The organism is Exiguobacterium sp. TDN 0502 (genome assembly GCF_050846835.1).
GTDB lineage: Bacteria > Bacillota > Bacilli > Exiguobacteriales > Exiguobacteriaceae > Exiguobacterium_A.
Map to the genome: position 1 here is coordinate 86,849 of NZ_JBOZGJ010000009.1, position 22,271 is coordinate 109,119.

At 45.4% G+C, this 22,271-nt stretch carries 21 protein-coding genes; 8 read left to right on the top strand and 13 right to left on the bottom strand.

What is annotated here, in order from left to right; genetic code table 11:
* The first annotated feature begins 11 nt into the window (after window positions 1-11).
* Entirely contained in the window at window positions 12-515 is a 504-nt protein-coding gene (locus ACRPK8_RS10870; RefSeq protein WP_432238236.1) for a PCYCGC motif-containing (lipo)protein, read from the top strand.
* A 52-nt stretch (window positions 516-567) separates the two neighbouring features.
* Here the strand turns inward: ACRPK8_RS10870 and ACRPK8_RS10875 are convergent, their stop codons facing one another.
* Window positions 568-936, bottom strand: a complete 369-nt coding sequence (locus ACRPK8_RS10875; RefSeq protein WP_432238237.1) for a VOC family protein — start codon at window positions 934-936, stop codon at window positions 568-570.
* The gene (locus ACRPK8_RS10880) at window positions 933-1,373 is read right to left on the bottom strand and encodes a hypothetical protein (protein ID WP_432238238.1); all 441 of its coding nucleotides are present in this window, start codon (window positions 1,371-1,373) and stop codon (window positions 933-935) included. Before ACRPK8_RS10880 ends, ACRPK8_RS10875 begins: the two co-directional genes overlap by 4 nt.
* Before the next feature lie 180 nt (window positions 1,374-1,553).
* Here ACRPK8_RS10880 and ACRPK8_RS10885 point away from each other — a divergent pair, with 180 nt between their 5' ends.
* Together ACRPK8_RS10885 and ACRPK8_RS10890 are read left to right on the top strand one after the other, a co-directional pair.
* Window positions 1,554-2,576 carry a zinc-binding alcohol dehydrogenase family protein gene (locus ACRPK8_RS10885; RefSeq protein WP_432238239.1) on the top strand — a complete coding sequence of 341 codons (1,023 nt, stop codon included), beginning with the start codon at window positions 1,554-1,556 and terminating at the stop codon, window positions 2,574-2,576.
* Between the two features lie 211 nt (window positions 2,577-2,787).
* Window positions 2,788-5,220 carry an ATP-binding protein gene (locus tag ACRPK8_RS10890; protein ID WP_432238240.1) on the top strand — a complete coding sequence of 811 codons (2,433 nt, stop codon included), beginning with the start codon at window positions 2,788-2,790 and terminating at the stop codon, window positions 5,218-5,220.
* 61 nt (window positions 5,221-5,281) lie between these two features.
* Here ACRPK8_RS10890 and wrbA read toward each other — a convergent pair whose 3' ends face one another.
* Together wrbA and ACRPK8_RS10900 are read right to left on the bottom strand one after the other, a co-directional pair.
* A complete protein-coding gene (wrbA, locus tag ACRPK8_RS10895) occupies window positions 5,282-5,884 on the bottom strand; it encodes an NAD(P)H:quinone oxidoreductase (protein WP_432238241.1) in 603 nt (200 codons plus the stop codon).
* 209 nt (window positions 5,885-6,093) lie between these two features.
* On the bottom strand, window positions 6,094-8,241 hold the full coding sequence (locus tag ACRPK8_RS10900; protein WP_432238242.1) for a hypothetical protein: 2,148 nt from the start codon (window positions 8,239-8,241) through the stop codon (window positions 6,094-6,096).
* 156 nt (window positions 8,242-8,397) lie between these two features.
* Here ACRPK8_RS10900 and ACRPK8_RS10905 point away from each other — a divergent pair, with 156 nt between their 5' ends.
* Window positions 8,398-10,188, top strand: coding sequence for an LTA synthase family protein (locus tag ACRPK8_RS10905; RefSeq protein WP_432238243.1), 1,791 nt, complete (start codon window positions 8,398-8,400; stop codon window positions 10,186-10,188).
* Between the two features lie 314 nt (window positions 10,189-10,502).
* Here ACRPK8_RS10905 and ACRPK8_RS10910 read toward each other — a convergent pair whose 3' ends face one another.
* From ACRPK8_RS10910 to groES, 5 genes are all read right to left on the bottom strand, one after another.
* Window positions 10,503-11,672, bottom strand: coding sequence for a type I restriction enzyme HsdR N-terminal domain-containing protein (locus tag ACRPK8_RS10910; protein WP_432238244.1), 1,170 nt, complete (start codon window positions 11,670-11,672; stop codon window positions 10,503-10,505).
* 90 nt (window positions 11,673-11,762) lie between these two features.
* Entirely contained in the window at window positions 11,763-12,383 is a 621-nt protein-coding gene (locus tag ACRPK8_RS10915) for a LysE/ArgO family amino acid transporter (RefSeq protein ID WP_432238245.1), read from the bottom strand.
* A gap of 328 nt (window positions 12,384-12,711) precedes the next feature.
* Window positions 12,712-13,776 (bottom strand): AbiH family protein, encoded by a 1,065-nt coding sequence (locus ACRPK8_RS10920; protein WP_432238246.1) that lies wholly within the window; start codon window positions 13,774-13,776, stop codon window positions 12,712-12,714.
* Window positions 13,777-13,882: 106 nt separating this feature from the next.
* Entirely contained in the window at window positions 13,883-15,523 is a 1,641-nt protein-coding gene (gene groL, locus ACRPK8_RS10925) for a chaperonin GroEL (protein ID WP_432238247.1), read from the bottom strand.
* Between the two features lie 33 nt (window positions 15,524-15,556).
* Window positions 15,557-15,841 carry a co-chaperone GroES gene (gene groES, locus ACRPK8_RS10930; protein ID WP_023469587.1) on the bottom strand — a complete coding sequence of 95 codons (285 nt, stop codon included), beginning with the start codon at window positions 15,839-15,841 and terminating at the stop codon, window positions 15,557-15,559.
* 219 nt (window positions 15,842-16,060) lie between these two features.
* Between groES and ACRPK8_RS10935 the strand changes: the two genes are divergently transcribed.
* On the top strand, window positions 16,061-16,753 hold the full coding sequence (locus ACRPK8_RS10935) for a CPBP family intramembrane glutamic endopeptidase (RefSeq protein ID WP_035410790.1): 693 nt from the start codon (window positions 16,061-16,063) through the stop codon (window positions 16,751-16,753).
* A 21-nt stretch (window positions 16,754-16,774) separates the two neighbouring features.
* On the top strand, window positions 16,775-17,008 hold the full coding sequence (locus tag ACRPK8_RS10940) for a DUF4305 domain-containing protein (RefSeq protein ID WP_023469589.1): 234 nt from the start codon (window positions 16,775-16,777) through the stop codon (window positions 17,006-17,008).
* A gap of 41 nt (window positions 17,009-17,049) precedes the next feature.
* On the opposite strand, the gene ACRPK8_RS10945 is transcribed toward ACRPK8_RS10940, so the two are convergent.
* The 4 genes from ACRPK8_RS10945 to ACRPK8_RS10960 all read right to left on the bottom strand — a co-directional run bounded on the left by ACRPK8_RS10945 (window position 17,050) and on the right by ACRPK8_RS10960 (window position 20,368).
* Window positions 17,050-17,346 (bottom strand): DUF2089 family protein, encoded by a 297-nt coding sequence (locus ACRPK8_RS10945; RefSeq protein ID WP_294740180.1) that lies wholly within the window; start codon window positions 17,344-17,346, stop codon window positions 17,050-17,052.
* A gap of 18 nt (window positions 17,347-17,364) precedes the next feature.
* On the bottom strand, window positions 17,365-17,652 hold the full coding sequence (locus ACRPK8_RS10950; RefSeq protein ID WP_432238248.1) for a hypothetical protein: 288 nt from the start codon (window positions 17,650-17,652) through the stop codon (window positions 17,365-17,367).
* 181 nt (window positions 17,653-17,833) lie between these two features.
* Window positions 17,834-19,129 carry a cation:dicarboxylate symporter family transporter gene (locus ACRPK8_RS10955; protein WP_432238249.1) on the bottom strand — a complete coding sequence of 432 codons (1,296 nt, stop codon included), beginning with the start codon at window positions 19,127-19,129 and terminating at the stop codon, window positions 17,834-17,836.
* A gap of 186 nt (window positions 19,130-19,315) precedes the next feature.
* Window positions 19,316-20,368 carry an NAD(P)/FAD-dependent oxidoreductase gene (locus tag ACRPK8_RS10960; RefSeq protein WP_432238250.1) on the bottom strand — a complete coding sequence of 351 codons (1,053 nt, stop codon included), beginning with the start codon at window positions 20,366-20,368 and terminating at the stop codon, window positions 19,316-19,318.
* A 184-nt stretch (window positions 20,369-20,552) separates the two neighbouring features.
* On the opposite strand from ACRPK8_RS10960, the gene ACRPK8_RS10965 reads away from it, so the two are divergent.
* Window positions 20,553-21,344, top strand: coding sequence for an ABC transporter ATP-binding protein (locus ACRPK8_RS10965; protein ID WP_023469594.1), 792 nt, complete (start codon window positions 20,553-20,555; stop codon window positions 21,342-21,344).
* A 3-nt stretch (window positions 21,345-21,347) separates the two neighbouring features.
* Window positions 21,348-22,259, top strand: coding sequence for an iron-hydroxamate ABC transporter substrate-binding protein (locus ACRPK8_RS10970; protein WP_432238251.1), 912 nt, complete (start codon window positions 21,348-21,350; stop codon window positions 22,257-22,259).
* Window positions 22,260-22,271: the final 12 nt, after the last annotated feature.

The window sequence follows — 22,271 nt, forward strand, 5'->3', positions numbered from 1 at the left end:
AGAGGCACATTATGCAAACACGACTATATCGTTACGCCTTTCCCCTCAGTATCAGCCTGTTGCTCGCGGCATGCGGAACAGCTGAACAGACGGATGCACCGAAAACAGAACATACGCAACATGAAGACCATGCTAGCCACGAGGCTGGTGATCAACTCGAGAAGACGGCGGGACCAGACACATTACCCGCTTTTCTGAACGAACAGGATGAGTCGATCCAGACGATTTACCGCTCCGTCGCCAAACATCCGGACCTACTGAAAAAGATGCCCTGTTACTGCGGTTGTGGTGAGTCTGCGGGGCATACGAGCAATTATGACTGCTTCATTGAAGAGCAGACCGCTACTTCAACGACCTGGACAACGCACGGCATTACGTGCGGTACGTGCCTCGATATCGCGGCACAGTCGATCGTCGCTTACCAAAAAGGTAGCTCCGTCAAGGAAATCCGGACTGCGATCGATCAAGCGTACGCAAAAACCGGTGTCACACCGACACCAACGCCAGCACTTTAAAAATAGCCTGCTTCTTTTCACGAACCATGTGATCAGAAGCAGGCTATTTCGTTTAGATCGTCACAGCAACTTGTGCCGTCAATGCCAGCGTATTCTGTTCCGAGTCCTTGAAGAACGCCATCCACGTTTCTTCCGTCTCGGAACGCGTAATCCTATGTGGTTCCCCGAGAAAAACAACACCTTGCTCTTTCATTCGATCATACTCTTCTTGCAGCGAATCGACCTCAAAATACAAGACGGAACTCGGATGATCGAAAGCTTCCGTTTCTGGTAGGGTCAACATCAATCGCACATCCCCACACTGAAAGAAGACCATCGTCCCGAGTTCAAATAGGACGGGTAACTGCAACACGTCTCGGTAAAAAGCCGTACTCCGTTGAATATTCTTCACGGGAACTCCGATCTGTTGAATGCGTTTCATTTCATTTCCTCCCTTTGTGTTGCCCGTAAGACGAGCGGACGACCCGACAGAAGTTCGTCAAGTTGATAGTATGTATGGGCGCGAACCGGCCGATCGGTACGAGGGAGGTGACGCAGTTCATATGCCACTTCCAACAAATAAAATTTGTATTCGTCAGCTTCATGAAAACCAAAACCACTTCGTCTTTCCCCGATATAGGCGAGTACGCGCTCCTGTTGCGAGAACGAAAGACGCTGGACCTGCGGGGCGAGTGCTTCGTGTGGTGTAAGGATGATCTCACGCTCTGTCCGGTACAGCCGATGCATGACACCACCACTTTGACGTAAGGCGAGCAGACGCGCGGGTCGATATGGACGTGGGTGTGGGTGCGCATGGACAAGGTATCGTTCAATCATGACTTGAGTCGTGCCTGCCGGTAAAGAAATGACATCATACATACAAAATCGCTCCTTCTTTCAGATTGGTATCCCCCCTCACATCCTACCATAAATATCCATCATTCTTACAATCCCAACAGAAGGGGAACCTATTTTCAAAGTTTCGCAACTGGTTTTAAGACGAAACGAGCGTGGAACAGATGGAGAGAAGCGTTTCATATCTGGAAAGGATGATTATCGATGTCAAACATGTCCGCTGTCGGTTTCTACCGGCACTTACCACTAACCGAACAAGAAAGTTTGATTGATCTGGAATTACCACGCCCGGAAGCAACGGGACACGACCTCTTAGTCGAAATTAAAGCCGTCTCCGTCAACCCGGTCGATACGAAAGTCCGTGCCCACGGGAAAGATGAAGATGCACCGAAAGTCATTGGTTACGATGCAGCGGGAGTCGTCGTTGAAGTCGGCGATGATGCTTCGCTGTTCCAGGTTGGTGATGAAGTCTATTATGCCGGTGCGATTCAGCGTTCCGGATCAAACAGTGATTTCCAGCTCGTCGATGAACGAATCGTCGCCAAAAAACCGGAACGGTTGACCTTTAGTGAAGCAGCTGCCCTGCCGTTGACGACGCTGACAGCGTACGAAGCATTGACGGATCGTCTCGGATTAACGTTTGACGCTAAGTCGAACCTCGAGAAGACGATCCTCATCATCGGAGCGGCCGGTGGTGTCGGTTCGATCGCGACACAGCTCGCAAATCACGCTGGACTAACGGTCATCGGAACGGCGTCACGCGACGAGACGATTGATTGGGCGAAGGAACATGGCGCACATCATACGATCAATCACCACGAGGCATTCCGTCCTCAGCTGGAAGCCCTCGGTTATCCGTACGTCGACTATATCTTCTGCCTCAACGCAACGGATCAACATTTCGATACGATGGTCGATGTAATTGCACCGCAAGGGAAAATCTGTAGCATCGTCGAGACGGATCAAAAACTTGATTTGAGCGCGCTCCAACAAAAGAGTGCGACGTTCGTCTGGGAATTCATGTTCACGCGTCCGCTGTTCGAGGCAAAGGACATGATTCGTCAGCATGAGATTCTGACACAGGTCGCAGCTTGGATCGAAGAGCATGCGCTCGAGACGACGGTGACCCGGACGTTGATCGGCATGAACGCCGACAACCTGAAAGAAGCACACCGACTCGTCGAGAGCGGAAAAACGATTGGGAAGATCGTTGTCGAACATCATTAAATAATGATCAACAGGACGGGAGTAGATTCCCGTCCTGTTTTTGTCGTTTCTAGGTTCGTTGTGAACCTGAATCTCTTACTTTGAAGATATTTTAAGCATTAAGACTATATTTATCCGTCTAAAAAATGTACGATTACGGCAACAAATATTCAAACACAATACATCTAATCGACGGACGAATCACATAGACAAAGGAGCATCCATAATCCATATGCGAAAATGGTTCAATCAAAAGATCAGCCGGCAGATCATGTCGTCATTTTATCTCATTCTTATCACACTATCGATTTCTTCCCTGGCTGCTTATTTTTACACGAACCATCAAGTCACGGATGCGAAACAAGAACTCGACGCCATCAGCATGCGCGAAGACCGGGCAACGAAGCTTTGGGACGATTGGCAGTCGCTCCAGTACGAAATGCGCGGCTATCTTGTATTTGGAGATGACGCCGTCCTTGACGTCATCGATGAAAAGAAAGCGTCACTCGAACAACAGACCGCTTGGTTCGAAAAAAATCGCTTATACAAAGCGGACGAGGTCTATGCGTCTGATATTCGTTCGCTCTATAATTCTTATACCAATTTCGTCATGCCGAGTCTGATTAAGTACGTCCAGGCGAAGAAAGCTGGTACGGTTGACGAAACGTTTTTACAGATGCCGAGTTTAAAGGCAATGATGCCAGAAGTACCACGGGATCCGAATCGGAAGTTCAAGATGAACGCCTCGAACAGTGAAACGATGCGTAAAAGCGTCAACACGATGGAGAGTACGTTCACGAACTACCGGAGCAGTCTCCGCGCAAAAGAACTTGGCGCAAAAGAACAACTCGTCACCCAGACGAAATATGCCGAGTGGATCTGGCTCGTCAACCTGCTTGTCCTGTTCCTCGTCATTCTGTTGATCGTCCGCCCATTCATCTCACGGACGACACGTCAAATCCATCTCTTAAGTAAGGAAAGTAAGCTCCTTGCGAGCGGCGAGCATACGTTACCACTCATTCCGCTCAACCGTGCCGACGAGATCGGGGAGCTGAGTCAATCGTTCCATCAGATGGCGACGGCATTGATTGAAAACAAACACCAATTGATGTCAACGAACGCCGATCTCGAAGAGGCGTTGAAGCTGACACTCCGTAATGAATCGCATCTCCGGTTGCGAAACCAACTGACGGAAACACTCGCTTCACGTGACAGCATCAGCGCCTATCCTGCCGTCATCGAAAAGATGGTCGAAATCACACATGCGATGCAAGGCGCCCTGATTTTCAAGGATGGGACGAAAGTGATCGACATCGTCTTCCACCCGAAGACGAATCTCACGATTGAAGATTGGATACCAACGATTGAACCGTTATTGCGCGAGGCACGACAGGACAAACGACCGCATACACAGTTCGAAAACGGAGTTTCACGCGCCGTTACGCCTGTCATCGATCCGAGTAACAATGAAATCATCGCCTATATCTTCTTATCCCGGACCAACTCATCGTTTGATCGCTACGAACAGGAAGAGCTGGCCGCTTTCGCACGTCAGCTCGCGTTATCACTGCTTCGGATGCGGACGTTTGACGAGATTGACCGTGAGCGGGAGAAAACGTCCCGTCTGCTCAACTCGATTCGTGAATCGATCGTCTATATCGAACACGATAATGATATTCAATTGATCAACCGTCCGTTGCTCGATCTGTTTGATCATCCAGTTGACGAAACGAACGATCAAAACTGGCTGATGGACATCGGACCTTCCGTCGTTCAATTGAAATACCGTGTCGATCAATTGCCGGAGTTCGAACGTTACTTGAAAAAGACATTCGTCAAACGGGAGACTGGCGAAGGAATCCTCTTTTCGATTGATCAGGAACGCCGCTTCATTAAAACATATTCGGAACGCATCCATTACGGCGGCGAATTCCGAGGTATTCTGCTCGTCTTGCGTGATGTGACGAATGAAGTCGAGATCGACCGGATAAAAAACGAACTTGTCTCGACGATCTCGCATGAACTGCGGACACCACTCTCCTCGATCTATGGCTTTACCGAGCTGATGATTCAGCGGGATCTGCCACCGAAGCGACAGAAGAAGTATCTCGAAGCTGTCCATTCGGAAACAGAACGCCTCTCGCTGCTGATCAATGACTTCCTCGACTTGCAACGGATGGAGGCGAACCGCCAGGAATACGAGATGGCACCGTTCGATATCGTCGCGATGATCCGCGATTTGAAACAGTTGCATAGTCTATCGTCTTCGTCCCATGCGATCGAGATTTCACGGAACGTCGAACCGCTGATCGTCGAAGGGGATGCGAAGAAGATTCGCCAATTGTTCAGTAACCTGATCAACAATGCAATCAAATACTCACCGGCTGGTGGAACGATCGATATCCAACTGACGCGACACGCGTCACGTGTCACCGTCGCGATTCAAGATGAGGGCATCGGGATTCCGGCTTCCGCGATGAGTAACCTGTTCCAAAAATTCTATCGTGTCGACAACTCGGACACTCGTCAAATCGGTGGTACCGGACTCGGGCTCTCGATTTGTCGCGAAATCGCTCGTGGACACGATGGGGAGATTCACGTCGAGTCGATCGAAGGACAAGGCTCGACGTTTACGGTCGAACTTCCGCTTACGCAAACGACATGATGCATACGAAAAAGCGCCAGAATGCGAATCAGCATTCCGGCGCTTTTTGAGTTAGGTAATGTTATGACTTAAGACGGCTTGCCACTTCAACCGTCCGTTTTGCTTGATGGCGCACAGCCGGTTCGACCGATTCAACCATGTTGCCTTCCTGATCCACGGTGACTGTCGTGCCATATGGATTTCCGCCCGCTGCGAACAAGACAGGATCGGAATACCCTGGCGCCGCAACGATTGCACCCCAGTGGAACATCGTCGTATAGACCGCGAGAACAGTTGCTTCCTGTCCACCATGCGGGTTTTGTGCCGACGACATCGCACTGACGACTTTATTGACGAGTTTGCCTTGTGCCCAAAGTCCACCTGTCGTGTCGAGGAACTGTTGGAATTGACCCGGAACATGACCGTAACGTGTCGGAACACTGAAGATGATTGCATCTGCCCAGTCGAGTAGATCCGGTGTCGCTTCTTCAATATCACGTGTAGCATCCGTATGTTTTTGCCATAATGGGTTCGAAGCAATCGCTTCTGCTGGTGCTGTTTCCTTGATTTTCGCGAGGCGGACTTCCGCACCTGCTGCTTCTCCCGCTTCTTTTGCCCATGAGGCAAGTTGATGATTCGTTCCGGTTGAGCTGTAGTAAATGACTGCTAGTTTCACGTTTGACATGACTTCGCTCCTTTTTCAAATGACAGTGACGGACGATGGACGTACACGCTTTCTATTCCCGCTTTCTGCGCAAATTAACGCCAATTGTTTGAATTCAAGAGGAAATGTAGCCCAATTCTTCGACTAAACGTTTGAGCCAACGACCACTTTAAAACAAAACAGGAATCCCGTAAGACATCGTCTGCCTCGAAGGATTCCTGTCCGCTCACTTATTTAACCGTTAAACTAAAGGTCTTACTCTTACGCAACTTGATCGACTCCGCGTGTACCGTGACCCGAGTGCCTCGTTTTTGTTTCGGGAACGTCATCGTTTGTGTCTTACCGGTTGCGAGTTTCGTGTACCGCTTCTTATTGATTGTGACGACAATCGTCTTTCCTTTCGTCGCTTTAACTTTCCATGATGTACTCGTCGGACTGAGTGACGTCGTATACGACTTGAGTGTTGGATTAGCTGCTGCCACGACTTTCTGTCCGGAGACTTGAAGTTGTGTCCCTTTACGGGCAACGAACGTCACGACTTGACCAACCTTCAATGGTTTGGTTTTGATTGCAAAGATTCGCGTTTTCTTTCGATCGATATACGCCGTATATTTCCCATCAATATATAGCTTCCCGAAATCGGCATCCCAATCAAGAACCCCTTCAATCGTCGTGTGCTCGTCCGTTAGGGGTGCGGATAGACTACTGTAAATCATCACGCTATCTTTCAGTGAGAGTGATTTCGTAGGATACTCACCACTTCGTGTAACACGATATGACGCTAAGTCATTCGTATACGGAATCGTGATTTCTGTCTTTTTCGTTGCTGGAACAGATTGAATTTGTCGTTTACCTGCATAGATTTTATAGATACCGCCTTCTTTAGCACTTTCTAAGCGGTATGTGATGAATTTAAAATTATCGTTTTTTGACTGGGTAATGCGTGGTACTTCATAACCTGCGACGGTTCGGTTCACGGATGCTTCTTGATTGAAATCTCGTGTATTGCCGAACGTCCAACGCGTCACTTGACCGACAAGATTTTTCGTCGACACGTTGATTTGGACACGTCCTGTCTCATCGGAGGCAGCTCTTCCGATGAGAACGCCGTCTTTTCCATAGACCGTCACCGGAACATCGCTTTGATCGATGTTGAAGCTATAGGCTGTTGTACCTTCCTTGATGGTTGGAATCGCTGAACTCTGAGCTTTTAAGTAACGCTGGTATTGATAACGTGTCAGGTCCTCCAAGACCTTACCGGTTTCAGTCGTGTATGTCGTCCGGTACTCACTATACGGTAAACGTTTCGGAGTCGTCGTGATCGTGAACAGCTCATTTTTCAGTTCGACATTCCCCGTAAACGATAATTTACTGGGCTCAACGATACCTGTCGTTCCATCTATACGCGTCAGCTCAACGCTCGGAGAGAGAACCGTTCCTTCAAGCAACGTCGTATCATTCTTTGTCAAGTCATCGATTGCGATCGGTTGGCGCAAATAGGACGCAAACGATAGCATCATCGCTTGATCCTTGCTCCGGTAGATGGCTTTTCCATCGGCTAATAGTTCATTCGCTAATTGCTCTGAATGGTCAACGAGTGTCGTCAATTGCCCACTTGCCGTATCTAAGTAGAATAACGATGACTCGTTTGACGAACTAGCATCGACCAGTTGAACGTACAATCCATCTTTCGTTTCATATGCTCCCTCAACGTAATACCCTCGTGAGACTTTTGGTAAGGTGATTTGTTGATTGGTGACGACTTGACGCAACGTATCCTGTTCATCATCCAAGATCCAGTCATTCGTTAAAGGCGAGAACCGCTTCACGTCAACGGAACGGACTTTTGAGAATGCACCGTCCGGATTTACATCATACCAATCAGCACTGTCCTCTCGTTGGATCGAGAAACGATTCGCACTAATCCACTGCACCCGATTTTGAGAAGTCACTTCTAACGTATCACGCGTAACGAATTGATCCCCTTCGCGGACAAAGACTGATAACTTATCAAACGAAGTATACCCTAGCACCATATCGTGATTCAAAACTCGAAGATATCTCTTGTCTTCTGGTAATGTCAGTAGTTCTGAAGCTCCCGTCTTCGCATCAATCAAATAATAAGGATGTTCAGTCTCATCTCCATAATAATCCTCATACAAGAATAACGTTTTATCAGCTGACGTCGCCCGCAGTTCCATGTACGGTGAGACGTCTTTCGGATAAGGTGTCGTCTCTTTTGTCTCTAAATCGTAAAATCCAACGATTGCTTGATCTTTCGTTTTGACATCATACGGTGCAGCATCTGCACTTACAGTGAGTGTCATCCATGTACCGTAAATCAGCGCGGCACTTCCCATCCAATGTTTCCAGTTCATCTATGTAGAACATCCTTTCAAAAATAAGTGATTAATTCTATTTTATTCCATATTCAGTCATTCTTCTAATGTTTTTTTGAAGAAAACACTCAAGCGTTCGACACGTTTCGATTCAGGGTAAAGACTGTGTGATGACACACGTAAGGAGTACTGACCATGGCGATTCGCTACACCCTTTATCTATTACTCGGCATGCTGAAGTTCATGCTGTTTAGTTACTTTACAAAGACCGATCTTTCGCTCCATTTAACACTCATGAACCTTGCCGGGATGCTGATTCTGTCGAGCTGGACGTTACTGATTCCGTGGAATAAACGCCGCTGGGTCTGGCTCGGTCTACTGCTCGCGCACAGTTTTCTACTGGCTTCCGACATGTGGTACTACCGTTACTTCGAGGACTTCCTCTCCGTCTCGCTCCTCTCACAGATGACGCAGATGAGTGATGTCAGCAGCGGCTTCACGGCTTTGATCGTACCGCAAGACTTTCTCTTGTTCGCTGATAGTTTGATCTTTGTACTACTGCTTTTTGTTTTCCACAAACGACCGGAAGTGACGACGGCGCAAACACGACGCCGGACAGCGGGACTACTCGCAATCAGTGGCATTATTTTGTCTGCTTCGCTGCTGACCTACCGGACGCTAATGGAAGATCGTCAACCGACGGCAACGATCTCCGATATGCGTGACTACTACCTGTTCGGTTTCTGGGGCTATCACGGATGGGACGCGTTCAAAGGTGTGACCGGACGACAAAGTGACGGACTGACGGCACAGGAACAACAGCGCATCCATCAAAAGGAGCAGACGAATCCAACAGGTGCGAAGCAGACACCGAATATCATTTTGGTGCAACTCGAGTCGTTCCAGGCTTCAGTCATCGACCAAACCATCAATGGCGAAGAAGTGACGCCGAACCTAAATCAGTTGAAGAAGGAATCGCTCTACTTCTCGTCGCTCTATCACCAGACGCATGAAGGACGAACTTCGGACGCCGAGTTCATCACGAACACATCGCTTTATCCATTAAGATCAGGCTCCGTCTATACGCAATATCCATCGAATGAATTCGAGCCGCTCCCTGCATTACTTGAGAAAAACGGATACGATACGGCAGCGATGCATGCTTACGAAAAAGGCTTCTGGAACCGTGACGATGTCTACCAGAACATCGGTTTTAAGCACTTCTTCAGCCAAAAGGATTATTCAAAAGAGAAGAAAATCGGCATGGCACTGAACGATCAACAGTTCTTCCTCGAATCGATTGATCACATGGAGACGTTGCAAGAACCGTTCTTCTCGTTTTTAGTCGCGCTGACGAGTCATACGCCGTATGAGATCGACAAGGAAGATCAGACGCTTGATCTGTCCGGATATGACGATCCGATGTTGAAACGGTATTACCAGACTGTCTATTATGTCGATACCGGTATCGGGAAGATGATCGACGAGTTGAAGCAACGGGATCTTTGGGATCAGTCTCTCGTCATCTTTTATGGCGATCACGATAGTGGACTCGTCAATGAAGGAAGCGAGATGCGCAAAAAAGCGGATGTCTCGTCTCCGGTTGCTGCCTTTGAGCTCGAGCGCCGCATCCCGCTCTTCATCAAAAAACCCGACCAGCAAACCGGTCGGGTCATGAAAGAAAATGGCGGACAGATCGATATCGCACCAACGATCATTGATCTATTGAATCTCAAGACGTCCTATATGATGGGACAATCCCTCGTCGATGACAAACCAAACCTGACTGGCTTCCGCGATGGTTCGTTCCGCTACAAGGACTATTACTATGAAGCAGATTTGACGAAAGCATCCGGTGAAGGCACCTGTTACAACGTCTCAACGGAAAAGAAAGTTGAGCTGAAGTTCTGTCGAAATCAAGTGAAGGATGTGAGTAAGCAGTTAAAGCTGTCGGATAAGATTATTGAGGAGAATGAACTGGAGTAATCAAAGTGCATCTGATTTTCTTAAAATAAACAAGCCTGACTTTCTTTACATCTAGTGAGGAATCAGGCTTGTTCATTAATCTCGTTCTTTATACGAGTCAAAAATCAAAATACAATCATGAATTTATTAATTTAATTCTATTTTTGTTCGTTCCGTAAGTATCATTCCTTCTTTCACAGTTCTTATTTTTCAGATGTAAAATCAAGCTCGGAATTTTATAAATAGTAAAACTGATCGATTGTCTACAAATTCTATTTTTTATGAGGGTACTTGTAACAAAAGTATAAATATTAAATTCCTATCTTAAAAATTTCTTAATACTTAGCTGCTTTTTTCTTCCGCTTTTTTCGAAGCTTCTCACGTACATTGGCATACATAATTAAACTACTTATAAAAGTGGAAGCATCTTCTTTCGTAAGTGCCCTGTTTGCTGGTAGCGAACCTAAATAAATTTTACCTTTTTGGATTAAATGAGGAGCATGTTTTTCAACTTGGGCAATGACTTCACTGTTTTTGTACCCGTTTCTTCGACCGTTATGAAAAATATGATAGACATCATTTTCTGTTTCATAAGAAAAAAACTTATCAATGTTCAATTGTAAAACGAAAGAACCTGTACCCATATCTTCAATTGCCACATTCATCATGGTATTTCCACTTCTGTTACCAAACGTGGGATCATCTTGTGTCTTATCTGTTCCAATAATCGTTATACGATAAATTTTATGCTGTCGATTTAAATCTTTCAGAATCAAACTGCGATAATATCCTGGGAATGCTCCTCCAGCCGCATTCCCAAATGAAAAATAGCCACATCCAAGATCTTCAACAATCGAAATAGGCTGATCTTGAACAGTTATTTGACCTGTAAGTAAATAATTTCGAAGTTCTGCAATGAATGGATGTAACTTTATAGGTGTCCCTTCACCGATATAACCTTCATTCCGTAAAAGTTTTAAATAATGTTCGTCTGTAATTAAATCATAAGAGAGTCTTCTCATTTTTGGATATGAAATATACGTTACTTCTCCGTCGACAAGTTGCTGAAACGAATAAAAATCTTCAGCAAGTGGTAAGATTTCTCCATTCTTCTCTTCAAAAAGATAGGTTAAAGTACCATTTGTAATACCAATATATTTAGCTTGAATTGTTTGGTTATAGGCTCTAACCTGGTTTAATGCATGATCTGTAAGCGGAATGTTGGTTGCTTTCACTTCTAAAACCAACAGGGGTTTTGCATTTTCCAGATAGTCCATTTGCCATATGATTATATCTGCTCTTGTTTTAAGCTGCACATTAAACTTACTAAGCGGATACTCTGTGTCAATTGAATCAGTCGGTATACCGACCTCATTAATTAAAATTGCTAGAATTTTTTGCCGTACCTCCTCTTCTGGTGTATGGCGCAAAAACATTTTTCGGCATGGACAGTAAATTAGTGTCCCTCGTTTATTTCTGTATTTTTTTATTTTCCGCATTTTCATGTTCCTTTGCATAATTTGATTGAATAATAATAGCTTTAGAGCTCATAAAATTTCTTTAACAACACTAGAAGAAATAATGGGCTTCACTTTTCAAATTTCTTTTAGCGCAAACTGAATCAATTGATACGAAAGCCAAAACATCAAACATCCTATTCCAAAATCTAATATCTTCCATGATTTGGGTTGTTTAAACACAGGCATTAAGCATCTCGCGCCGTATCCTAAACCAAAAAACCAGACAAAAGAGGCAATCAAAGCTCCGATCAAGAAATTGACTTTTTGATCCAATGTCAAAGTCCCAGCTATTCCACCGATGATAACGACCGTATCTAAGTAGACATGTGGATTTAAAAGTGTAATTGCTAATGTGAGTAAGATCGTTTTGTGAATAGGGATGATTTTAGGATTTGTTGAAATATCAATTGTATGTGATGAAGAAAATGCACTGCGAAAAGATTTGAATCCGTATAAAAGTAGAAATAGTCCTCCGATAATCGCAAGACCAACATTTGCAAAAGTATTATTCTTAATGACAGTACCGATTCCCAGCACACCCGTGCACATCAACAATACATCGCATAAAAAACATACTAGCGCTATCCAGAAAATATTGTTTCTTAATAAACCTTGTTTAAGAACGAATGCGTTTTGAGCACCGATTGCGACGATAAGCGTCCCCGAGGTTACTACCCCTTTTAAAATCTCATTCACTTGACGTCTCCTCTCTCGTTATCTTTATTTCTAAAATGATGAGTACTGTTTATGTAATTCTTTCAACTATTAAGTATACTATCGTAAATAAAAAGTACCGCCCCCTATTTACTAGGATTCGGTACTTACAGATGAAATGTCTTGTATCATTTATCTTACATTCCTTATTACAGGTAAAAAAAATAACATAAGTTAATATTTCAAAATTAATAGTACATAATTAATCTGTCTTATTGTTGCTCCACTTTTATTAACATTTCGTATAATGTTTAAAATTTGAACATAGTATGCTCAATTAATGTAAGTTTTATCAAAAAAATAATTTATTTTAATTAAAAGTAAGCTCTTCTTTCTTTATCTGACTAAAGTTGAATATATTCTTAGTATTGAACTGAATAAATATTTGTTCACTTAAAGCTTTGCTATCTTCTGAATTTGAATATTGTAATAATTTTTCTTTCCACTCTTTTTGCTTTTTTTGCATTCTTCGAGTATGTTTTTTTAATTTTTCTGGTTCAACTTCATAAGCGTAAATTAAAACAGATCTATTGCGATCCTTTTTTAGGCTATTAATTATTACTTCCCACCAATACTTATCAGAATCACCTAAAGACATTCCATATATTATGATTAAGTCACTATTATTAATAGCTATCTCAGTCTGTTCTTTTCTAGATGTCAAGGCATAATCATTTGCTATGTTTTTAACCATCATCATTTGTATATCAGTATTCGAAGAAAATTCATGATCTATTTGAGAAGGATCATTAACACCAAGCAATATCTCTTCCTGACAATAACCATGAATATGGATAGGATCGTAGGTTGTTAATTTATCTTGAGAATAATGAGATTTCCATTTTTTTAAAAAATCATCGAAAATAGTCGTGTAATTGAAAATAATAAAATTCAAATATTTGTTATTTTGATTAAATTGATTTAATTTATTTAACATTTTAACTTGATCTCTTTCATAAGTGTTTATAGGATTCCTCATAGAGATATCAAATTGTTCTAAATTTTCATTAATTACTTTATCTAAAGAAAATGTTTTTAAGTTTTTCTCTATGTAATCTGTAAAGAATTCTATAAATTCTTCGTATTCTTCAATAAATTTTTCTCTATCATTCTCTTCAAACGCTATTTCCCTAGTATACTTTCCAATTGCTACTTCAAAGTCGGACCAATCAATTTTTTCTTTAGATTCTTTACCGTTATCTTTCAAAATAGTTTCATTAAAAATTGTAGAGATAATGGTATCAACAATAGAATTATTTATCTCATCCTTATGTTTTTTTAAATGATTATAAAAATTAATATAGCTCGTCTTCAATCCGAGATTTATATCTAAACCGTTACCTATTAAATATGTTATTCTCATTCCAAACCCCACTTCCAATATTTTACCTGTAAAATAAACACTTTTATTATAACAAAAAAAGGGTATTCTCAAACAAAATTTTTGAATACCCTTTTTATTATTATTTATAAAATTTGTCTTACATCATTCCGCCCATTCCACCCATGCCGCCCATATCAGGCATTGCAGGAGTAGATCCGGCTGGTTCTGGTTTATCGGCGATGACAGCTTCTGTCGTCAAGAACATCGCTGAAACGGATGCTGCGTTTTGAAGTGCTGAACGCGTTACTTTCGCTGGATCGACGATTCCTGTCTCGATCATGTCGACATACTCGTCTGTTGCCGCATTGTAGCCCATTCCTGGCGCTTCATGCTTGAGACGCTCGACGATGACCGAACCTTCTTGACCTGCGTTTTCCGCGATTTGACGAAGCGGTGCTTCAAGTGCACGAAGAACGATGTTGACACCTGTTGCTTCGTCACCTGTTGAGACCGACAGAATCGATTCGACGGCTTTCGTAACGTGAATGAGAGCTGTCCCCCCACCTGCTACGATGCCTTCTTCAACCGCTGCACGTGTTGCGTTGAGTGCATCTTCAATCCGGAGCTTACGTTCTTTCAGTTCTGTCTCGGTTGCTGCCCCGACTTTGACGACGGCTACGCCACCTGCGAGTTTCGCCAGACGCTCTTGTAATTTCTCACGATCGAAGTCGCTTGTCGTCTCTTCGATTTGTGCACGGATCGTACCGACACGTGCTTCGATCGAATCCCCGTGTCCGTGACCTTCGACGATTGTCGTGTTGTCTTTTGAGACGACGACTTTCGACGCGCGACCAAGTTGCGTGATTTGTGTTTCCTTGAGATCAAGACCGAGGTCTTCTGTGATCAATTCTGCACCTGTGACGATCGAGATATCCTCAAGCATCGCTTTCCGGCGGTCACCGAAGCCTGGTGCTTTGACTGCTACCGCGTTGAACGTACCACGGAGTTTGTTGACGACGAGTGTCGCGAGTGCTTCACCTTCGACGTCTTCTGCGATGATGAGAAGTGGTTTGTTTTGTTGGACGACTTGCTCGAGGACTGGAAGAATCTCTTGGATGTTTGAGATCTTTTTGTCCGTGACGAGGATGTACGGGTTCTCAAGGACCGCTTCCATCTTATCTGAATCCGTGATCATATATGGTGACGCGTAACCACGATCGAACTGCATCCCTTCAACGACATCGAGTTCTGTCGTGAAGCCGCGTGATTCTTCGATCGTGATGACACCATCTTGACCGACACGTTCCATCGCTTCTGCGATCAATTGACCGACTTCTTCGTCCGCTGCTGAGATCGCTGCGACTTGAGCGATTGCTTCTTTACCTTCGATTGGTTTTGCGATCGTGTGCAACTCTTCGACAGCGCGACGGACCGCTTTTTCGATTCCTTTACGGATGACCATCGGGTTTGCGCCCGCTGTGACGTTTTTAAGACCTTCCCGAATCATCGCTTGTGCGAGGACTGTCGCTGTTGTCGTACCATCCCCTGCGATCTCATTCGTTTTTGAGGCAACTTCTGCAACAAGTTTTGCACCCATGTTCTCGAAGTGATCTTCGAGTTCGATTTCTTTCGCGATCGTCACACCATCATTCGTGATGAGTGGTGAACCGAATTTTCGCTCGAGGACGACGTTGCGTCCTTTTGGTCCGATCGTGACTTTGACTGCATCCGCTAATGCGTCGACCCCGCGGAGCATTGCCCGACGTGCTTCTTCACTGAATAAAATCTCTTTTGCCATGACTGAAATCCCCCTTATAGATGATTGACTGAATTACTCGGCTACTGCCAAAATATCGCTTTCGCGTAAAATTAAGTATTCATTGCCGTCGACTTTGACTTCCGAACCGGCATATTGTGCATAGATGACGTGATCTCCGACACTCACTTCAAGTGGTACACGTACGCCTTGCTCTGTCACACGGCCAGTACCGACAGCGACGACTTTACCCTCTTGTGGTTTTTCTTTCGCTGACCCAGGAAGAACGATTCCTCCGAGTGTTGTTTCTTCTTTTTTAACGACTTCGATCACGATGCGATCACCAAGTGGTTTTAACATGCGAAACATCCTCCTTGAAAATGATTGTTTTTAGCACTCACTTTCGTTGAGTGCTAACATATTTTTATCTTATACGCTTTCTCTCCTGAATTCAAGCCTGAACCTTTATCCGTTTTCCCGAAATCGACACCTTTGAATCATCGTCAATCGTGCGCCAAGACCGTTTGTTTGTTACAATCGGGACAGTACCTTCATTACAAAGGAGTTGTGTCCTGTACGATGAAAAATCCAATCAGTCTGCCTTTTCTGATGGCGGAGAAGTGGCAAAAGCGTCACGTCATCCCGATCATCATCTACCTGATCGTCCAATTGGTTCCGGGTTCGTTCCAGTACTTCCTTCCGAAGAACGTCATTGCTGACGTCGCCGGTTGGTGGCTCGCGATCGGCTTCACCGTCGCCGTCATCGTCTCCTACTACTGCCTGCGTCCCGATTGGCAAAAGTGGAAGGCAGAAGGACGTCAAACCGATCCGATGGATACACTAAAATGGATCGGGATCGGAATTGCGCTCCTGTATGCACTCTTGATCAGCGTCAATTTGATTGATGCCTGGATGGCAGGCGGAATCGAAAATGTTGCGAAGTCACAAAATACGGATCAGATCATCCAAGCGATTCAAGTCATTCCACTCTTGCAAGTCATGGTCGTCCTCCTCGGACCAATCATGGAAGAGTTCTTGTTCCGACATATCATGTTCGGCAATCTCTCATCGAAGCTTGGTTTCTTCTTCAGCTTCATCTTGACGGGTGCCTTGTTCGGACTGATCCACCAAGACAACAAATTTTTAATCTATGTCGCGATGAGTTTCGTCTTCTCGCTCGTCTTCGTCAAGACGCGCCGGATCCTTGCTCCGATCGCCATCCATGTTTTTAACAACGGAATCGTCGTACTCGCCATCTACGCGATGTCTTAATTTACGAAAGGTCGTGTTTTCATGCGTCAAAGCTCGAACTTCATGGCAGTGTTCTATGCCATATTCGGTATTCTCTTCATGTTCCTTGCCTACAATAACTCAGTCGAAGCAGGAACGGTCTTCAACTTCTGGACGATTCTCCTGACGTTGTTCGCCGCAATCGACTTCTACCGTCTCTACTTGATTTTCCGCTTCCGTGCAGCAGCAAAGAAGATGATCAAGAAGGAACAGGATAAAAAGAACGACAAGCAATAAAAAAACGAGATTTCCGTCAGGCGGGAATCTCGTTTTTTGGTTTATTCCTTCGCTTGACCCTTGCGGTAGGAATCGATGATCGTCTTCGCCACATCGAGACTCAACCGTTCATCTAAGACCAAGTTCTTGATCATGTTGACGAATTCGACATCTTCCTGCTGCACCGAATCAATCCGCTCGATCAACTGGTTCAACTTCGCCCGGACGGTCGGATAGGATACTTGATAGGCAGCTGCCATATCCTTCAATGAACCGGAGCTCAAGACGAACTTCCGGATGAACTCGAGATGCTCCTGTTCGAGTGCCAGTACCCAAGCGGGTACGTCTTGTCGTTCCATCGTGTTCCCTCACTTCTCTTACAAATCTTGAATCTCAATCCGTTCTTTCTCACGCTTCAATTGCTTACGGCGCGAGTCGATGCCTATCTCAGCCATTGAGATCATCAGTGACAGACAGGCAAACGTCCCTATCCGAATCACCGATTCTCGATCCGCCGAGTGTGGTCCTGTACCAAAATAAACGTAGACACCGAAACCGATGATGATGGCTGGAATGATGAGGCTCCAGACTCTTCCTTGCCTTGCTAAGTAAAATTGTACGATACAGACTGCGACAATACCAATGACGATTCCTACCGTTTGCATCTTATCGCCTCTTCCTTATGATTATATAAATAATATTAACTTTAAAATAAATAATATTCAACATTGATTTAACTATAATCAAAAATAAGAGCTTTTCTTTAAAAACAATCGCCTTTAATCTATTTTCAAGGATGAAAAAAAGAAGGACTGACGATTCAGTCCTTCCTTGTATTTACGATAGTCACGCACTGCGGACGTCGTCTTTTTTCCCTTCTGTCGACATGAACGTCTCGAGTTGGTCTTCATCCAAGACACCTTCCCACTTCGCGATGACGAGTGAAGCGAGTGTGTTTCCTGTCACGTTGACGACCGAGCGCATCATATCCATGATTCGGTCAATTCCCGCGATGAAGGCAAGTCCTTCTGCCGGGATACCGACCGTACCGAGTGTTGCGAGTAACACGACGAACGAGACGCCAGGAACGGCAGCCATCCCTTTTGATGTCAGCATCAAGACGAAGACGAGCGTCAGCTGTGTTCCGATCGAGAGATCAATGCCGTACATCTGTGCGATGAACAAGGCAGCGAGCGCTTGATAAAGCGCTGATCCATCGAGGTTAAACGAATAACCCGTCGGTACGACGAAGCTGACGATTGATTTCGGAACGCCCATCCGTTCGAGTTTTTCCATGACGCGCGGCAGTACCGTCTCAGACGATGCCGTCGAGTACGTCAATAAGAGTTCATCCTTAAAGATACGCGTGAAATCAGAAACCCGAATCCCGACCCATTTCATGATGGAGCCAAAGACGATCACCATGAAGAGAAGCGCCGTGACGTATAACGTCGCAATCAGTTTAAACAATGAACCGAGCGATTCAATCCCGAACGTCGAGACCGTGACACCGATCAGGGCGAAGACACCAATCGGTGCGAACTTCATGACGATATTGACGAGGTTGAACATCGCTGCTGCGACACCCTCAAAGAAGCGAACGACCGGTTGCCCCTTCTCTCCTGCAAAACCGACACCGAGTCCGAATAAGACCGAGAAGAAAATGATTGCAAGCATGTCACCACGGACCATCGCGTCCAAGATGTTCGTCGGTACGATGTTGACGATTTTGTCGACGAGTCCTGCGTCTTTTGTCGTCTCTTCCGTTGCGACATACGACGAGATATCCGTCTTATCGAGTGTCGACATGTTGATACCGGCACCTGGTTCAATCAAGTTGGCTGCAAACAGCCCCGTGAAGATCGCGATCATCGTCACGATCGTAAAGTAACCGAGTGTCTTGACGCCGAGACGTCCGAGACTTTTCGGACTACCGACTGATGAGACACCGAGGACGATCGTCGTGAAGACGATCGGAACGACGATCATTTTCATCATCCGGATAAAGATGTCACCGATTGGCTTGAGCCACTCCGCAACATGGGGATTCCCATAAAATACACCACCGACTGTGATCCCGAGAATCAAGCCGATTAAAATTTGCCAGGCAAGGCCAATTGGCTTACGTTTCGTAGTTGTCATACCCTTCCTCCTTAACCATCCGTCCTGCTTGTTTCCTATTCTGTAGCGGAACATAAGTAGAATTTTGTCCTAAACACAGTTCATTGTCAAACACATCTGTTATATTACAAAAACGAAAATTGAATAAAAAAACGTCCAAGATCCGCTTGTTTCCACGAAATTTGGACGTATCTATACTATTCAAGATTATTGATTGATGCGTTCCTCAATCAACGCCCGATTGCGCTTCTTGAAGACTTCGTTGTGTGACGAGACCATCGCCACTTTTGGCGCTTCCGGCTCGATGAAGCGTTTCGCCCGGTTGACGGCGTTCGCCGCATCTTGAAACGCGCCTGAAATCAAGTGGACTTTTCCGTCGTGCGACAGGATGTCTCCTGCTGCATAGAGCCCCGGTACACTCGATTCACTCGCCGCATTCCCCGCGATATAGAAGTCATCGACCCGTGCGATATCAAGATCACAGGCGTCAAGCAGTGCCGCATCTTGTTCATACCCATGATTGATGATGACTTCGTCAATCGGAATCTCAACGATCTCGTCTGTTTGACAGTCGATCAACTCGACCGATGCAATCTGTTGGTGATCAGGACTTGCGATCAGCTTGTGAATCGTCGTGTTGAGGAGACAGACTGCTGAACTTTTGACGAGCTGATCGACTTGTGCCTCGTGACCTGAGAAACAATCCCGGCGATACGTGACGTAGACTTTTTCCGCGACCGGTTCGAGTTCATTCGCCCAGTCGATCGCTGAATTTCCACCGCCTGAGACGATGACGGTCTTTCCTTTGAAACGTTCAATCGATTTGACGGTATAGTTCAAGTTCGACACTTCAAAGCGCTCCGCACCCTCGACTTTTAATTTTTGTGGATTGAGGATGCCGCCGCCGACCGCGACGATGACCGTCTTCGAATAATGGATCCGACCCGATTCTGCTTCTAAGACGAAGTTTCCGAAGACGTCTTTTGCGATCGAGATGATCTTTTCATTCAATTGAACAGTCGGTTGGAACGTCAGTCCTTGTTCGACGAGTTGAGCCATGAGTTTTTCACCAGTGATCGGCGGCTGTCCACCGACGTCCCAGATCATCTTTTCCGGATAAACGTGCAATTTTCCTCCGAGTTCTGCTTGATACTCAATCAATTTCGTCTTCATGCCCCGAAGACCACTATAGAACGTCGAATATAACCCTGCAGGTCCTCCACCGATGATCGTTACGTCGAACAACTCCTGTTCCCTCATCTCACTCACTCCTCATCCTTGATTGTTATTGATTATCATTCTCACTCCCTCATGATAACGTGAACATCTCTTGAACACAAGAAAAAATGTTGACAGCGTTTTTACAGGACTGGTATGGTTAGTGAGACGATAGTGATAATCATTATCAGTGAAAATGGAGAGAACAACGAAGGAGTCGTCGCGTATGGTACGTTTAGCAACAGAAGAAATCAATATCGGCTACGGTGATCGTCCCATCGTCAAAGACTTGTCCGTCCAAATTCCCGATCGTCAGATTACGACGATCATTGGGGCGAATGGTTGTGGCAAATCAACTTTATTGAAAGCAATGACACGGATCATTCCCCATCAATCGGGACGTGCGTTGCTCGATGGTCTTGATATCGCCAAGGAAAGCACGAAGCTACTTGCCCGGAAAATGGCTATTCTGCCACAAACTCCAGAGAGTGCAAGTGGTCTGACGGTCGCAGAGCTCGTCTCATACGGTCGTTTCCCGTACCAAAAAGGATTCGGACGCTTGACGAAACACGATTATGAGATCATCGATTGGGCACTCGAAGCAACGGATACGATGGCATTCAAACATCGTCCGGTCGATGCGCTGTCGGGTGGTCAACGTCAACGGGTCTGGATTGCGATGGCACTCGCCCAAGAGACGGATATCATCTTCCTCGATGAACCGACGACTTATCTTGATCTCGCCCACCAACTCGAGGTACTCGAACTACTCGAGCATCTCAACCGGACCGAAGGACGGACGATCGTCATGGTCCTGCATGACTTGAATCAAGCGGCACGGTTCGCCGACTATATCATCGCCATGAAAAACGGCGAAGTCGTCAAAGCCGGAACGTGTGAGGAAGTCATCGCAAAAGACGTCTTACAAGAAGTATTCCATATCGATGCTGAAATCGGACGCGATCCGCGGACGAACAAGCCGATGTGTATCACCTACAACTTAATCAAGGGAGATTGAATCATGAAGAAACTACTTGTACCGGTTTTACTCATTCTCACGCTTGTCATCGCAGCGTGTGGCAATACGGAGAAAAAAGACGACGCAACGTCTGGGTCGAAAAACGAGACGATCACGTACAAATCGGAGAATGGTGACATCAAAGTTCCAGCTCATCCAAAACGTGTCGTCGTCCTCGCTGGATTCGCCGGCAACGTCATGGCACTCGACGTTCCTGTCGTGGGTGTCGATTCGTGGTCAAAAGCGAATCCGAAGTTCGACAAACTCAAAGATGTCACGGAAGTATCGGAAGAGAACGTTGAAAAAATCATCGAACTCGAACCAGACTTGATCATCGGCTACTCAACAACGAAAAACCTCGATAAAATTAAAAAGATTGCTCCGACAGTCACGTACACATACGGAAAAGTCGACTACTTGACGCAACACATCGAAATCGGTAAATTGCTCAACAAAGAACAGGAAGCACGCGACTGGGTCAAAGACTTCAAAACACGCGCTGCTGCTGCCGGTAAAGACATCAAAGCAAAAATCGGTGAAGATGCTACTGTCTCTGTCATTGAAAGCTTCGATAAACAACTCTACGTCTTCGGCGACAACTGGGGTCGTGGAACAGAGATCCTCTATCAGGAAATGAAATTGAAAATGCCAGATAAAGTCACGAAGATGGCATTAAAAGACGGATATTATGCGTTGTCACCAGAAGTCCTTCCTGAATACGCAGGCGACTACCTCGTCTTCAGTAAGAGTGCGGAAGCGGACAACTCATTTACGAAAACGGACACGTTCAAGAACATTCCAGCCGTTAAAAACGATCGGGTCTTCGAAGTCGATTCGAAGGAGTTCTACTTCAACGATCCGCTCACACTCGAACGTCAACTCGAGTTCTTCAAGAAAAGTTTCCTTGGCGCATAATGAATAAGGGAG